15 protein-coding genes and 1 pseudogene are annotated in these 14,772 nt (G+C 72.5%); 11 read left to right on the top strand and 5 right to left on the bottom strand.

The window, feature by feature from the left end:
• Window positions 1-56 precede the first annotated feature (56 nt).
• Window positions 57-1,121, bottom strand: a complete 1,065-nt coding sequence (sepH, locus tag AC0682_RS21825; protein WP_254811488.1) for a septation protein SepH — start codon at window positions 1,119-1,121, stop codon at window positions 57-59.
• 495 nt (window positions 1,122-1,616) lie between these two features.
• On the opposite strand from sepH, the gene AC0682_RS21820 reads away from it, so the two are divergent.
• A complete protein-coding gene (locus AC0682_RS21820; protein WP_478534738.1) occupies window positions 1,617-2,801 on the top strand; it encodes a hypothetical protein in 1,185 nt (394 codons plus the stop codon).
• 67 nt (window positions 2,802-2,868) lie between these two features.
• Here AC0682_RS21820 and AC0682_RS21815 read toward each other — a convergent pair whose 3' ends face one another.
• Window positions 2,869-4,188, bottom strand: coding sequence for a D-arabinono-1,4-lactone oxidase (locus tag AC0682_RS21815; RefSeq protein ID WP_254811486.1), 1,320 nt, complete (start codon window positions 4,186-4,188; stop codon window positions 2,869-2,871).
• Entirely contained in the window at window positions 4,148-5,392 is a 1,245-nt protein-coding gene (locus AC0682_RS21810) for an MFS transporter (protein WP_254811485.1), read from the bottom strand. Before AC0682_RS21810 ends, AC0682_RS21815 begins: the two co-directional genes overlap by 41 nt.
• A 185-nt stretch (window positions 5,393-5,577) precedes the next feature.
• Between AC0682_RS21810 and AC0682_RS21805 the strand changes: the two genes are divergently transcribed.
• Together AC0682_RS21805 and AC0682_RS21800 are read left to right on the top strand one after the other, a co-directional pair.
• Window positions 5,578-6,705, top strand: a complete 1,128-nt coding sequence (locus tag AC0682_RS21805) for a ferrochelatase (protein ID WP_478534737.1) — start codon at window positions 5,578-5,580, stop codon at window positions 6,703-6,705.
• Window positions 6,706-6,739: 34 nt separating this feature from the next.
• Entirely contained in the window at window positions 6,740-7,540 is an 801-nt protein-coding gene (locus tag AC0682_RS21800; protein ID WP_478534736.1) for an inositol monophosphatase family protein, read from the top strand.
• A gap of 95 nt (window positions 7,541-7,635) precedes the next feature.
• Here AC0682_RS21800 and AC0682_RS21795 read toward each other — a convergent pair whose 3' ends face one another.
• Window positions 7,636-7,809 (bottom strand): hypothetical protein, encoded by a 174-nt coding sequence (locus AC0682_RS21795; protein ID WP_162888441.1) that lies wholly within the window; start codon window positions 7,807-7,809, stop codon window positions 7,636-7,638.
• A gap of 349 nt (window positions 7,810-8,158) precedes the next feature.
• Here AC0682_RS21795 and AC0682_RS21790 point away from each other — a divergent pair, with 349 nt between their 5' ends.
• From AC0682_RS21790 to AC0682_RS21775, 4 genes are all read left to right on the top strand, one after another.
• Window positions 8,159-8,812 (top strand): response regulator transcription factor, encoded by a 654-nt coding sequence (locus AC0682_RS21790; RefSeq protein WP_003965735.1) that lies wholly within the window; start codon window positions 8,159-8,161, stop codon window positions 8,810-8,812.
• 5 nt (window positions 8,813-8,817) lie between these two features.
• On the top strand, window positions 8,818-10,050 hold the full coding sequence (locus AC0682_RS21785; protein WP_254811482.1) for a sensor histidine kinase: 1,233 nt from the start codon (window positions 8,818-8,820) through the stop codon (window positions 10,048-10,050).
• A gap of 404 nt (window positions 10,051-10,454) precedes the next feature.
• Window positions 10,455-10,751, top strand: a complete 297-nt coding sequence (locus tag AC0682_RS21780) for a DUF4193 domain-containing protein (protein ID WP_003965732.1) — start codon at window positions 10,455-10,457, stop codon at window positions 10,749-10,751.
• Window positions 10,752-10,764: 13 nt separating this feature from the next.
• A complete protein-coding gene (locus tag AC0682_RS21775) occupies window positions 10,765-11,733 on the top strand; it encodes a hypothetical protein (protein ID WP_478534735.1) in 969 nt (322 codons plus the stop codon).
• 32 nt (window positions 11,734-11,765) lie between these two features.
• Here the strand turns inward: AC0682_RS21775 and AC0682_RS21770 are convergent, their stop codons facing one another.
• Complete coding sequence (locus AC0682_RS21770; protein WP_254811480.1) at window positions 11,766-12,224, bottom strand: DUF3093 domain-containing protein; 459 nt, start codon at window positions 12,222-12,224, stop codon at window positions 11,766-11,768.
• A gap of 58 nt (window positions 12,225-12,282) precedes the next feature.
• Here AC0682_RS21770 and AC0682_RS21765 point away from each other — a divergent pair, with 58 nt between their 5' ends.
• The 4 genes and pseudogenes from AC0682_RS21765 to AC0682_RS21750 form a co-directional block, all read left to right on the top strand.
• On the top strand, window positions 12,283-12,867 hold the full coding sequence (locus tag AC0682_RS21765) for a PaaI family thioesterase (RefSeq protein ID WP_254811479.1): 585 nt from the start codon (window positions 12,283-12,285) through the stop codon (window positions 12,865-12,867).
• Window positions 12,867-13,394, top strand: a complete 528-nt coding sequence (dut, locus tag AC0682_RS21760; RefSeq protein ID WP_254811478.1) for a dUTP diphosphatase — start codon at window positions 12,867-12,869, stop codon at window positions 13,392-13,394. Before AC0682_RS21765 ends, dut begins: the two co-directional genes overlap by 1 nt.
• A 1-nt stretch (window position 13,395) precedes the next feature.
• Entirely contained in the window at window positions 13,396-14,163 is a 768-nt protein-coding gene (locus AC0682_RS21755) for a DUF3710 domain-containing protein (RefSeq protein ID WP_254811477.1), read from the top strand.
• A 262-nt stretch (window positions 14,164-14,425) separates the two neighbouring features.
• Window positions 14,426-14,772 (top strand): annotated as a pseudogene (locus AC0682_RS21750) (histidine kinase); the annotation flags it as partial.

Below are 14,772 nucleotides of genomic sequence, written 5' to 3'. Positions count from 1 at the left end.
GAGGGGCCCGTACGCCATCGCGTACGGGCCCCTCTCCGTCCTGCCGGCACTCCCGGTCAGTCCTGCTTCTTGCGGCGGGTGCCGAAAACGATCTCGTCCCAGCTCGGCACGGCCGCCCGCCGCCCCGGACGGACCCCGTCCGCCTCCGCCTGACGGTCCGTCGTCCCGGTCAGCCGGTCGCGGTGACCGGCCACCGCCCTCGGCATCAGCACGTCCGCGTACGCCGAACCGGCACCTGCGGAGGCCGCCGCGGGCGGTACGTCCGCCTCGGCCTCCTCGGCCGCCGGCTCCAGCGCGGGCGGCTCGGGCTGCGTGGGCCGCTCCGGCACGACCATGTCGCCCCGGAAGCTCGGCACCGCCTCCAGCAGGCTGGTCAGCGAGTCACGCTCACCGGCCGAGGCGCTGCTCACGTACTCCTCCGGCTCGGGAGCCGGCACGGGCCGCTCCCCGTGCCGCTCGATCTGCCGGTCCAGGGTGCGGTCCAGCGGCCGGTCGCGCGGCAGCCGGGCGATCCGGGGCACGAACGGGAAGCTCGGCTCGGGCGCCGCGTCGTCGGTCTCCCCGATCAGCGAGCGCGCCTCGTCGTCGACGGCCTGGACCAGTCGGCGCGGCGGGTCGTAGCTCCAGCTCGCCGAGTGCGGTTCGCCCGCGACCCGGTAGACGAGCAGAACCTCCCAGGTGCCGTCGTCCCGGCGCCAGGAGTCCCACTGGACGGTCTCCTTGTCGGCGCCGCGCAGCAGCAGCCGCTCCTGCACCGCCTCGCCGAGCTGGGGGCCGGTGTTCTCGCCGGGACGGCGCACGGGGGTCTTCCGGGCCCGCTCGGCCATGAAGGCGCGCTCCGCGAGCACGGGGCCCTCGAAGCGGCGGACTCGGTCGACCGGGATACCGGCGAACTGAGCGACCTCCTCCGCGGAGGCACCGGCCCGTATGCGGGCCTGGATGTCCCGAGGGCGGAGGTGGCTCTCCACCTCGATCTCGATCTGGCCCAGCCGAGCGCGGTCGTTGCGCACGGCGGCGCGCAGCCGCTCATCGATCGGAAGCGTGTATTCCGTGCTGTCCGCAGCCTTGAGCACCAGTCGTGTGCCGTCGTTGGAGACGGCCACGACACGCAGTTCGGGCATGGGGACCTCCCGGGTGGTGCCTGCCGACGTCACGTGCGTCGCTGCTTCCGCTAGTCGAGTGTGACCTGCCCGGGTGCAGCCTGCCACAACCTTGCCAAGTTGCCCGGCGTGTCGGGCGCTCGCCCTGGAACGCCGCCATGGCACGGTTGCCTCTTGCGTCCCAAAGTGACCGATTTGGCCGCTCTGTGCAGCAAGCGTCCGTGCAATGCCTTGGCGCCGCCGGTTCGAGTGCCGCCGTCGGCCCCCTCCCGTAGCTGCGGATACCCGTGTGGGAGTCCGCCCCAGGGCTCGTCACAGTACTCCATTCGGGCCACCGGGGTGGACCGGCGCGCCGCCGAACTTCTCGGGAGGCCCGGGAGTTGGGTTACCCACTTCCCTGCGATATGCCCTTGATGCGTGGCGTGCTTCACACAATCACCGGAAACGGAACTATCCACTTCGCTCATTTGTCCCTTCCTGTTGCATGGTGGGAGAGATGTCAAGCAGGGGCTGGTAATGGTTCATAAGCCGGAAAGTGACATAGAACCCAAGGAGAGGCGCATAGATCTGAGTCTCCCGCAGGTCGCCGGGAGCGCCGTGGCGGCCGTCGCGGCAGCGGTGGCGGCCTCGCAGCTGGGCGTGTACGGCACCATCGCCGGGGCGGGCGTGATGAGCGTCGTCGCCACCTGCGGGGGCTCCGTCTTCCAGCACTTCTTCCGCCGCACGGGCGAGCAGATCCGCGAGGTGACGGTCCAGGTGACCCACCCGGAGGGCCGCCAGGTGACGGTGCGGACCAAGGAGACGACGCCGGCCGGGCGCAGATCCGCCGAGCGGAGGGGGCAGCCCGCTCCGGGGCGGGGTCCGGCGGAGGATGCCACCAGGGTGCTGCCGACCGTCGACCCGGGCACGGTCCCGGACGTGGACCCGCACGGCGTCCCGGACCCGGAGCGCACACAGCTGCTGAGGCCGGTCGCGGAACCGGACCGTACGCAGGTGCTCGGGGCGGTCGCCGACGCCGACCGTACGCGGCTGCTGAGGCCGGTGGCCGACCCGGACCGCACGCAGATGCTGCCGCAGGCGGCGGTGCACCCCACCGGGACGGACGACGCCCCGGCCGACGGCGTCTTCACCGACGACGCGTTCACCGAGGGCACCACACACGGCACCCGGTTGCGCGGTTGGAAGCGGCCCGCCCTCGCGGCGGCCGCCGTCTTCGCCGTGGCCATGGGCGGGATCACGGTCTTCGAGGTGATCTCGGGCAACGACCTCAGCGGCGGCAAGGGCACCACCCTCAGCTCCGTCGTCCGAGGCGGCGACCGCGACTTTGGCCCCACCAACCCCGCGCCCTCCGGTGACACCGGCAGGGACGGGGGAGAGCGCGAGGACCGCCGGACCCCCGGCGACGGGGACGGCGAGAGCGACGGCAGGGGTACAAGCTCCGCTCCCGCCACCGACCCCGGCAAGGGCGGCGGTGGGAGTCCCGACCCCGGCACGGGTACCGGCGGCGAGGGCCCGGGCACCGGTTCCACCCCCACGCCCACCCCCTCCGGCGGCGGGACCACGCCCGCCCCGACGCCCACCCCTTCGACCCCCGGCGACGACGGGACCGGCGCCCCCGACCCCACGACCGGTGCGGGCCCCGGTGGCGCCCCCGGCCAGGGCGAGCAGGCCCCGCCCGCGGGTGGCTCCGGCACCGAGTGAACGGCGTACCGGAAACGGAACGGCCCCCTCACCACCGTGAGGGGGCCGGCCGCCTCACGGCAGGGGCTCACTCCCCGAGGACGCGCCGCAGATAGTCGTTGCCGAACATCCGGTCCGGGTCGAGCCGGTCCCGTACGGCGGTGAACTCCCCGAACCGCGGGTAGACCCCCGCCAGATACCCCGCGTCCCGGGTGTGGAGCTTGCCCCAGTGCGGGCGGCCCGCGTGCGCGGTCATGATCCGCTCGACCGCCGTGAAGTACGAGCGGTGGGGCGTGCCCCTGTAGAGGTGGACGGCGATGTACGCGCTGTCGCGGCCCGAGGCGGTCGAGAGGGCCATGTCGTCGGCGGGCGCGGTCCGCACCTCCACCGGGAAGCTGATCTTCAGCGGTGAGCGTTCGACCATCGCCTTCAGCTCCCGCAGCGCCGCCACCGCCCGCTCGCGCGGAACGGCGTACTCCATCTCCACGAACCTCACCCGGCGCGGGCTGGTGAACACCTTGTAGGGGATGTCGGTGTAGGTCCGGGCGGAGAGCGCCCGGCTGGCGAGCCTGGCGAGGGACGGTATGGCCGCGGGGACCGCCCGGCCGACCGAACAGGCCACCTGGAAGACGCCGTTGGAGAGCAGTTCGTCGTCGATCCAGCCGCTCACCTTCCCGGGCGGGGCGGCGGGTCCGGCGCTGCGGTTGTTGCGCTTGGTGTTGCAGTTGCCGGTGTGCGGGAACCAGTAGAACTCGAAGTGCTCGTTCTCCGCGACCAGTTCGTCGAAGTCGGAAGTGACCCGGTCGAAGGTCATCGGCTCCTCCCGGGCGGTCAGCAGGAAGACCGGCTCCACGGCGAGGGTGACCGCGGTGATCACTCCGAGGGCGCCGAGCCCGACCCGGGCGGCGGCGAACACCTCCGGGTTCTCCCGCTCCGAGCAGACCAGCACCGAACCGTCGGCGGTGACCAGCTCCAGGGCGCGGATCTGGGCGGACAGGGAGGCCGAGTCGCGGCCGGTACCGTGCGTTCCGGTGGAGGTCGCCCCGGCGATCGTCTGCTCCATGATGTCGCCCATGTTCGTGAGCGAGAGCCCCTCACGGGCGAGCGCGGTGTTGAGGCGCTTGAGCGGAGTACCCGCCTCCACGGTGACGGTCATCGCCTTGCGGTCGATGTCCCGTATGCCGGTGAGCAGGTCCGGGCGGATCAGCACCCCGTCGGTGGCGGCGGCGGCCGTGAAGGAGTGGCCGGTGCCGACCGGCTTCACCTTCAGCCCGTCCGTGTGCGCCCGGCGCACCACGTCGACCAGCTCGTCCACGGACGCGGGGGACTCGGCCCTGGCGGGCCGGGCGGTGACGGTCCCCGCCCAGTTACGCCACGTGCTCGTCGTCCGTGCGTAGGTGTCGGTCATCTTCCCCGCGCCCTCCCGTAGGAACCGGCTTCGCCAGCCGGTGATACCCCAGGAACGCCACCGCCGCCGCGAGCGCCCCCGCCGCGACGGGCACCGCGTACCCCGCCTTCGCCCCGGCGGCGTCGACCACCCAGCCGGCGGCCGAGGAGCCGAGCGCCACTCCGACCGCGAGCCCGGTACTGGTCCAGGTCATGCCCTCGGTCAGCTTGGTGCGCGGTACGTGCGCTTCGACGAGAGCCATCGTGGTGACCATCGTGGGTGCGACGGCGATGCCCGCGACGAAGAGCGCCACGGCCAGCAACGGAAGGTTCCCGGCCAGTTGGAGGGGGATCATACTCACGGCCATCGCACAGACACCCACCAGCCACCTGGTCGCGGGCTTCCCCTTCAGGTGCAGCAGCCCGAAGACCGCCCCCGCGAGGCAGGAGCCCAGCGCGTAGACCGCCAGGACCAGGGAGGCCGCCGCCTTCTTGCCGCTCTCCTCGGCGAACGCCACGGTCACCACGTCCACGCCGCCGAAGATCGCGCCCGTCGCCACGAAGGTGGCCACCAGCACCTGGAGCCCCGGCGAGCGCAGTGCCGAGCCGCCGGTGTGGAGCGACTTCGGGTGCGGGACGGGCTCGGTGGTGCGCTGGGCGGTCAGCCAGAAGACCCCGACCAGCAGGAAGACGGCGGCGATCAGCGGACCGGCCTCCGGGAACCAGGCGGTGGAGAGCCCGATCGAGATGATCGGGCCGAAGATGAAGCACACCTCGTCGACGATCGACTCCCAGGAGTACGCCGTGTGCAGCTCACGGCTGGAACTCCGGTAGATCGCCGCCCAGCGGGCCCGGACCATCGACCCCACGCTCGGCACACAGCCCGCTGCCGCCGCGAAGACGAACAGCGTCCAGTCCGGAGCCCCCTGCTGGGCGCAGACCAGCAGCCCCGCCACGGCCGCCACCGCGACCAGCGTGAAGGGGCGCAGCACCCGGCGCTGCCCGTACCGGTCGACCAGGCGCGAGACCTGCGGACCGAAGACGGCGGCCGCCATGGCCAGCGTGGCGGTGAGCGCCCCGGCCAGCCCGTAGCGCCCGGTGAGCTGCGAGATCATGGTCACGACGCCGATGCCGAGCATGGAGAGCGGCATCCGCCCGAAGAACCCGGCGGCGGAGAACCCCTTGGAACCGGGGGCGGCGAAGATCGTGCGGTAGGGGCTGGGCAAGGGGTGCTCCGGTCGTGCCTGTCATGCGTGTAGGTGGCTGATACAGCTTACGGCCGGGCGGAGGTGCCGGACACCGGATTTCGGGCCACCCGCGGCGGAGCCCGGACTCCTGGTCCGGGCACGTGCCGACGGGGCGTCGGATGTCGGTTGCCGCACTGTCGGAGGCGGGTGGCAGGATCGGTGTCATGTCCGATCTGCGCGATGCCGCTCCCTATGACGCCCTGCTTCTCCTCTCCTTCGGCGGTCCCGAGGGCCCGGACGACGTGGTCCCGTTCCTGGCGAACGTGACCCGCGGCCGGGGCATCCCCGAGGAACGGCTCAAGGAGGTCGGGCAGCACTACTTCCTCTTCGGCGGGGTCAGCCCGATCAACGCCCAGAACCGGGCGCTGCTGGACGCCCTGCGCAAGGACTTCGCCGAGCACGGCCCGGACCTGCCGGTCTACTGGGGCAACCGCAACTGGGCGCCGTACCTCACCGACACCCTGCGCGAGATGACCGCCGACGGCCACCGCCGCATCGCCGTCCTCGCCACCAGTGCGTACGCCTCCTACTCGGGCTGCCGGCAGTACCGCGAGAACCTGGCCGAGGCGCTGGCCGCCCTCGAGGCGGAGGGGCTGGAGGTGCCGCGGGTGGACAAGCTGCGCCACTACTTCAACCATCCCGGCTTCGTCCGGCCCATGGTCGACGGCGTGCTCGCCTCGCTGGCCGACCTCCCCGAGGACGTCCGCGCGGGCGCCCACCTCGCCTTCACCACCCACTCCATCCCGACCTCCGCCGCCGACGCCTCCGGCCCGGTGGAGGCCCACGGCGACGGCGGCGCGTATGTCGCGGAGCACCTGGACGTGGCCCGGCTGATCGTGGAGGCGGTGCGCGAGGAGACCGGCGTCGACCACCCCTGGCAGCTCGTCTACCAGTCCCGCAGCGGTGCCCCGCACATCCCGTGGCTGGAGCCCGACATCTGCGACCACCTGGAGACCCTGCACGGCGAGGGCGTCCCCGCCGTCGTGATGGCGCCCATCGGCTTCGTCTCCGACCACATGGAGGTGCTGTACGACCTCGACACCGAGGCCACCGCCAAGGCCGCCGAGCTGGGTCTTCCGGTCCGCCGTTCCGCCACCGTGGGCGACGACCCGCGCTTCGCCGCCGCCGTACGGGAGCTGCTCCTGGAGCGCGCGGCGAGCGAGCGGGGGCGCGCGGTGACGCCCTGCGCGCTGGGCTCCCTCGGCCCGTCCCACGACGTCTGTCCGGTCGGCTGCTGCCCGGCCAGGGCCCCGAAGGCGGCCGCGGCCGGCGCCGACAGCCCGTACGCGTAACGCATCCGCCCCGTCGACCCCCCTGGGAGCCCCCGTGACCGACCCCGCCCTCACCGAACTGCTCGACCTCGCCCTGGAGGCCGCGCGCCGCGCCGGTGCCCTGCTGCGGGACGGCCGTCCCGCCGACCTGGGGGTGGCCGCCACCAAGTCCAGCCCCATCGACGTGGTCACCGAGATGGACATCGCCGCCGAGAAGCTGATCACCGGCTATCTCACCGACTTCCGACCCGACGACGGCTTCCTCGGCGAGGAGGGCGCCAGCTCCCCGGGCTCCACCGGCATCCGCTGGGTCATCGACCCGCTCGACGGCACCGTGAACTACCTGTACGGCCTGCCGACCTGGGCCGTCTCCATCGCCGCCGAGCGGGACGGTGAGCGGGTCGTGGGCGTCGTGGAGGCCCCGATGCGCGGCGAGACGTACCACGCGGTCCTGGGCGGCGGTGCGTACGCGAACGGCAACGCCCTGCGCTGCCGCCCCGCCCCGCCGCTCGACCAGGCCCTCGTCTCGACCGGCTTCAACTACGTCACCCACGTCCGCGCCCACCAGGCGGACGTGGCCCAGCATCTGATTCCGAGGCTCCGCGACATCCGGCGCGGCGGCTCGGCCGCCGTCGACCTCTGCGATGTGGCGGCGGGGCGGCTGGACGGCTACTACGAACGCGGGCTGCACCCCTGGGACCTGGCCGCGGGCGACCTCATCGCCCGGGAGGCGGGCGCGCTGACCGGCGGACGCCCCGGACTGCCCGCCGACGGCGACCTCACGGTGGCGGCGACCCCCGGGGTCTTCGAGCCGCTCCAGGCGGCCCTGGAGGAGCTGGGCGCCTGGCACGACTGACCCCGCGGTCGCCCTGGTGGGAGCTGTGCGGGGCGCTGAGCGCAGCAGAGGGCCCCGGGGGCCATGACGGCTCCCGGGGCCCTCTGTCGTACGGCTCAGACGCTCGTGGCGCCGATTTCCACGCCGTGCTCGGCCGCGAGGCGGTGCAGGTCGTCCAGCTCGCCCTGCTCGACATCCGCCAGGAAGTCGTCGCCGTCCTCGCGAGCCCGCGTGAGGTCGGACTCGGTCGTCTTGATGCGTTGCAGCAGACCTGCGGTGAAAGCGTCCATGATGCGCCCCCTCATCGTGGGTCGGTGGCACGGGGGTGTGCCCGGGGTTCCTCCGGCAGGGGAGCCGGAGGGGCGGGTGATCTCGCCGCTTCTCCGGGGAACGGAGAGGGGCCGTGGCATGCCACGGGCCGGACGTGATCGCGGGTGTGAACCCCTCATCCCCATGCGCAACCTCACGGAAACCTCAACTGGCCGGTAAATCCGTCCCCTTCCCGGGGTGCGGGCCGGCCCCGCGTCGCCTTACCGCCGGTTTATGCGAGTTGCGGGCAGGATGGACGCACACGGTCGGCCTCCCCTGGAGGCCGTTCGCTGTGTGAACCCGTAGAAGGACCTAAGGAAGGAATGCGCTGTGCGCGTACTCGTCGTCGAGGACGAGCAGCTGCTCGCCGATGCGGTGGCCACCGGGCTGCGCCGGGAGGCCATGGCCGTCGACGTCGTCTACGACGGTGCCGCGGCCCTGGAGCGCATCGGGGTCAACGACTACGACGTCGTCGTGCTGGACCGGGACCTCCCGGTGGTGCACGGCGACGACGTCTGCCGCAGGATCGTCGAGCTGGGCATGCCCACCCGGGTCCTCATGCTCACCGCGTCCGGCGACGTCAGCGACCGGGTCGAAGGGCTGGAGCTGGGCGCCGACGACTACCTCCCCAAGCCCTTCGCCTTCAGCGAGCTGACCGCCCGGGTCCGCGCGCTCGGCCGCCGTACGACGGTCGCCCTGCCCCCGGTCCTGGAGCGCGCCGGGATCAAGCTCGACCCCAACCGCCGCGAGGTCTTCCGGGACGAGGTGGAGATCCAGCTCGCCCCCAAGGAGTTCGCGGTGCTGGAGGTCCTGATGCGCAGCGAGGGCGCCGTCGTCTCGGCGGAGCAGCTCCTGGAGAAGGCCTGGGACGAGAACACCGACCCCTTCACCAACGTGGTGCGCGTCACCGTCATGACGCTCCGCCGCAAGCTCGGTGAACCGCCCGTCATCGTCACCGTGCCGGGCTCCGGATACCGGATCTGAGGACCATGGCCGCCACCCCGCCGCCCCCCACGGCACCCCCGAAGCCCACCTGGGAGCCCAAGCAGCAGGAGCCCCCGTACCCCTGGCTGCGTCCGACCATCCGGATACGGCTCACGCTGCTCTACGGCGGCATGTTCCTGATCGCGGGCATCCTGCTGCTCTCGATCATCTACATGCTGGCCGCGCAGGCCCTCGGGGTGGGCAGCAAACTGCCCTTCGAGATCGTCAGCGGCAGGGTCGCGAGCGACATCTGCGACCTGCCCACGACCCCCTCCCCGGAGGCCTTCAACGCGGCGATGAACGCCTGCGTCAACAACCAGCGCAAGGAGGCGCTGGAGACGCTCCTCAACCGCTCCCTGCTGGCCCTGGTCGGGCTCAGCATCATCGCGTTCGCCTTCGGCTACGCCATGGCGGGCCGCGTCCTGTCCCCGCTGGGCCGGATCACCCGGACCGCGCGCCGGGTGGCGGGCACCGACCTCACCCGGCGGATCGAGCTGGACGGCCCGGACGACGAGCTGAAGGAGCTGGCGGACACCTTCGACGACATGCTGGACCGGCTGGAGCGGGCGTTCACCGCGCAGCAGCGGTTCGTCGGCAACGCCTCGCACGAGCTGCGCACCCCGCTGGCGATCAACCGCACGCTGCTGGAGGTCCATCTCTCCGATCCGCAGGCCCCGCCGGAGCTCCAGCAGCTCGGGAAGACGCTGCTGGCCACCAACGAGCGCAGCGAGCAGCTGGTCGAGGGGCTGCTGCTGCTGGCCCGCAGCGACAACCAGATCGTGGAGCGCAAACCCGTCGATCTCGCCGAGGTCGCCGACCGGGCCATCGATCAGGCGCGGGCGGAGGCGGTCGAGCGGAACGTGGAGATCCGCGGCGAGCGGGCCGGTGCCGTCGTCCAGGGCAACGGGGTGCTGCTGGAGCGGATCGCGCTGAACCTCGTACAGAACGCCGTGCGCTACAACGTGGCCGAGGGCGGCTGGGTGGAGGTCACCACCTCCCTCCAGCCCGGCCAGGCCCTGCTGGTCGTCTCGAACACGGGACCGGTGGTGCCCGCGTACGAGATCGACAACCTCTTCGAGCCCTTCCGGCGGCTGCGTACGGAGCGTACGGGCAGCGACAAGGGGGTCGGACTCGGCCTGTCGATCGCGCGGTCCGTCGCGCGGGCCCACGGAGGCCGTATCATCGCGGAGCCCCGCGAGGGCGGCGGTCTTGTGATGCGTGTCACCCTGCCGGTCTGAGCGGTCGCGCGAGGTGATGGTCCACCGGACCTCCGTGTTCGCTTTGGGCGGAATTTTCAGGACCCGCCCCCGGGTGGGCCGTGTGTGATCGATCACAGGGCCCGCTTTCGGCTCCTGCACGCTCCGTGATCGCATCCCGTTCGGAAAGCCGGTAATCGTCCGGGTTTTCGGAGGGCATTATCACGGGAAGTACACGGGGTGGCGCCTGTGAACTGCACAGTCGGGACCGTGTACGGTCCCCATCGCCACCCAAGCCGAGCCTCGCCGAGGCGGCCGGTTGGGTGTCGATTGAGTAACAGACCTTGATGTGAGGCAAAATCTCCGCCTCAGGTCGGGCACAAGTCCGGCCTCTCACGCGTTACGTGCGCTGAGACACCGCAGACACCCAAGAGGGGGAGAGCGACATGGCAACGGATTACGACACCCCACGCAAGACCGACGACGACGTCGACCAGGACAGTCTCGAGGAGCTGAAGGCCCGTCGGAGCGACAAGACGGCCTCCGCCGTCGACGTCGACGAGTTCGACGCGGCCGAGGGCCTCGAACTGCCCGGCGCGGACCTCTCCAACGAGGAGCTGGCCGTCCGGGTCCTGCCCAAGCAGGCCGACGAGTTCACCTGCATGAGCTGCTTCCTGGTGCACCACCGCAGCCAGCTGGCCCGCGAGAAGAACGGTCAGCCCATCTGCCGCGACTGCGACTGAGGTCGGGTCGGCCGTGGCAGGCGACACACCGTTCCGGAAGCGGCGCCCCTGGCGCCGGCACGGACCGGAGGCGTATCGGGGCGGCACAGGCCCGGCGGCGGGCGACAGCCCGGCTGCCGAGCGGTCCGCCGCCCTGCCGGACCTCTCCGGTGTCTCAGGCTCCGGTGCTTCCGGTACGTCCGACGACGAGCGGGGCCGTCCGGCCTCGCTCGAAGTGGCCGGGGCGGCCAACCTGCCGAGCGGCGGAGAGAGGGGCCAGGCGGAGCCCGCGACCGGGGCAGGCCGCCTGCACGGAGTGAAACGGGGGGTGCGCAAGAGCGGGGAGAGCGCCCGTGCGCTGGCCGGCCGTCTGGCGGACCTGATCATCGAGACGGCTCCCCGCGTCCCGGTGCGCGACCTCGCCGCGCTGCGCAAGCAGTTCCCCGGGCTGGGGCCCGAGGAGCTGGCCGACAAGCTGGTGGCGGGCGCGAGCCGGGCCAGCGCCACCGTCGGAGCGGGCGTCGGCGCGGCCGCCATGATGCCCGTACCGCCCGCCATGCTCGCCGAGCTGGCGGCCGAGGTCACCGGCGTCGCCGCGATCGAGATGAAGCTCGTCGCCGAACTCCACGAGGTCTACGGCCACCGCCCGCCGGGCAATCTCGCCCAGCGCTCCACCGCGTATCTGACGTCGTGGACGCAGGAGCGCGGCATCGACGTCATGCGCCCCGCCACGCTCAACGCGGCCCTGGGCGGTCAGATGAAGCGCGAGTTGCGCCAGCAGATCACCAAGCGCATGGCGCGCAACCTGCCCAACCTGATCCCGTTCATGATCGGCGCCGCCGTCGGCGCCGCGATGAACCGCCGCGACACCCGCAAGCTGGCCGACCGGGTCAGGAGTGATCTGCGCAAGAACCGGATCCCCTGGGACCGGCTCACCGATCTGCCACCGCTGGAGCGGCCCGCCGTGCCCGTCGTCCTGCCCAAGGGGATCGAGGACGCCTGACCGGCGCCCCCGGCCCGCCCCCGTACGAGCGGTCAGGCCGCCGGGACACCCTTCAGCGCCGCCGCCAGGCCCTTCGGGTCCCGGGTGGAGAGGAAGACGTACGGAGTCGGGTCCTCCGGGTCCGTGATCTCCACCCGCACCGCCGTCACCACATAGCTGCGCAGCAGCATGAAGGCCCGCGCGTCCGCCCTGTGCGTCCGCCAGGCGCGCGCCTCCTCGGCGTCCAGCACCTCGGCCTCCCCGAGCGCGGAGAGCGGAATGCGGGCGTCACCCGCCACCAGAGCCCCGCCGACCACCCGGATCCGGGCGGAGCCGTAACTGCTCACGGCCGCCGCGGCCGCCGCCGTACCGCCGACCAGCCCGACCAGCATCGGCAGGGTGCCCAGCGGCAGGAGCATCAGCGCACAGGCGACACCGATCCCGAAGGCGATGAACCACCAGGAGCGGGGCGCGGTGAGACGTTCGTCGAAGGGCGGTGCGGAAGGCTGCATGGAGCCAAGCTTGGCACGGCGCGACCGGCGTGCCGCCGCGCGGGTAAGGTCTGCGCCTGTGAGTGGAACATCAGCAGCCCTGACACCCCCGGCCGACGCCGTCGCCCCGGTCCGGCACCCGGACGCCCCGCCGCCCGGGGAGCTTCTCGGCGCGCACTACGAGCACTGTTTCGGCTGCGGCGGCGGACAGCCGCACGGACTGCACCTGATGGCCCGGGCCGGCGAGGGCGTGAGCGTCACCGCCGAGTTCACCGTCAAGCCCGCCCACCAGGGCGCACCCGGCCTCGCTCACGGCGGGGTGCTCGCCACCGCGCTCGACGAGACCCTCGGCTCGCTGAACTGGCTGCTGCGCACGATCGCGGTGACCGGACGGCTGGAGACCGACTTCGTGCGCCCCGTCCCGGTGGGCACCGCGCTGCACCTGGACGCCCGCATCACCGCCGTACACGGCCGGAAGATCTACTCCACGGCCACCGGCCGCATCGGAGGCCCCGAGGGCCCCGTCGCCGTCCGCGCCGACGCCCTCTTCATCGAGGTCAAGGTGGACCACTTCATCGAGAACGGGAGGCCCGCCGAGATCCAGGCCGCCATGGCCGACCCGGACCAGGTCAAGCGTGCCCGAGCCTTCGAGGTGAACCCCTGATGCCCAGCCCCGTCGACGTACTGATCCGCCTGCTCGACCCGGACGTGCCGATTCCGGCGTACGGACACCCGGGGGACGCCGGGGCCGATCTGGTCACCACCGAGGCCGCCGAACTCGCCCCCGGGGAGCGCGTGGTGCTCCCCACCGGGGTCTCGATCGCCCTGCCCGACGGGTACGCCGCCTTCGTGCACCCGCGCTCCGGCCTCGCCGCCCGCTGCGGAGTGGCCCTCGTGAATGCCCCAGGGACGGTGGATGCCGGGTACCGTGGGGAGATCAAGGTGATCGTGGTCAACCTCGATCCGCGCGAGAGCGTGCGGTTCGAGCGGTTCGACCGGATTGCCCAACTGGTTGTCCAGCGGGTCGAGAAGGTGCGCTTCCACGAGGTGGCGGAACTTCCCGGCTCGGCGCGGGCCGAAGGGGGCTTCGGGTCCACCGGCGGCCATGCGTCGGTGGACGTCGCCGAGGGCGGGATCACCCACGGTGGGAACAGCTACGCTTCGGTCGTATCCGACCGGGAAGGACAGTGACGTGTTCGGACGTCGCAAGAAGAGTGGTTCCGCCGAGGACGCGGCGGACGAGGTGCGCGAGACCGAGCAGGTCGCCGACGAGGGTACCGACGGAGCCGCGTCGGGCGCCCGGCGGGTGAACCTGCCGCCGGCCCCCCGCCCCGACGGACCCTGGGACAGCACCGAGGTCTCCCAGCCCGGCGAGGGCCGGGTCGACCTGGGCGGCATCTTCGTCCCCGGGGTCGAGGGCATGGAGCTGCGCGTGGAGGTGGCCGGGGACGCGATCGTCGCCGCCACCGTCGTGCTGCGTGACAGCGCCATCCAGCTGCAGGCCTTCGCCGCCCCCAAGCGCGAGGGCATCTGGGGCGAGGTCCGCGAGGAGATCGCCTCCGGCATCACCCAGCAGGGCGGCGTCATCGACGAGGTCGAGGGCCCGCTGGGCTGGGAGCTGCGCGCGCAGGTCCCCGTACAGCTCCCGGACGGCACCAACGGGGTGCAGCTGGTGCGCTTCGTCGGTGTCGACGGCCCCCGCTGGTTCCTGCGCGGGGTCATCTCCGGCCAGGGCGCCGTCCAGCCGGAGGCCGCCGGGCTGCTGGAGACGATCTTCCGGGACACCGTGGTCGTCCGCGGCGACGGCCCGATGGCCCCCCGCGACCCGATCGTCCTGAAGCTCCCCAACGACGCCCAGATGGTGCCCGAGGGCGTCCAGCAGGAGGAGCAGGAGGGCTCGAAGTTCTCCGGCGGCATGGGCCAGCTCCAGCGCGGCCCGGAGATCACCGAGGTCCGCTAGCGGTACGTGACCGGGTCCACCGGTCCGTGACCACGGGAAAGGCCGGTGGACCGCACCCTTCCGGGGGCGCGGCCCACCGGCCTTTCCCGTGCGCGCCCCTCACCTGCACGGTTCCCGCGTCAGAGTTACGTCAATACGCCCCCGGCCCCCGCTCCCGCCACCGGAGACCTGTCCCGGGCGGAGTAGCGTCGGGGGTGGCAGCCGCACCGGGCGCCACCGGCCGTCGCACCGAGGACGGTCGACGGAAGAAGACAATGGGGCCATGGGACGCGGCACACTCCGGATCTACCTGGGCGCGGCACCGGGCGTCGGCAAGACGTACGCGATGCTCTCCGAGGCCCACCGCAGGGTCGAGCGCGGCACCGACTGCGTGGTGGCCTTCGTCAACCACCACGGCCGGCCGCGCACCGAGGCGCTGTTGCACGGGCTGGAGCAGGTCCGGCGCTGCGAGACCACCCACCCCCCGGTCAACCCCGCCGAGACCGAGATGGACGTCGACGCCGTCCTGGAGCGCGCCCCGGCCGTCGCCCTGGTCGACGAGCTGGCCCACACCAACGTCCCCGGCGCCCGCAACGCCAAGCGCTGGCAGGACGTCGAGGAGCTGCTGAA

Source organism: Streptomyces sp. NPDC043746, from assembly GCF_056436485.1.
Note: the sequence above shows the minus strand (reverse complement) of the source record. Positions and strands in the feature narration are given on the sequence as shown.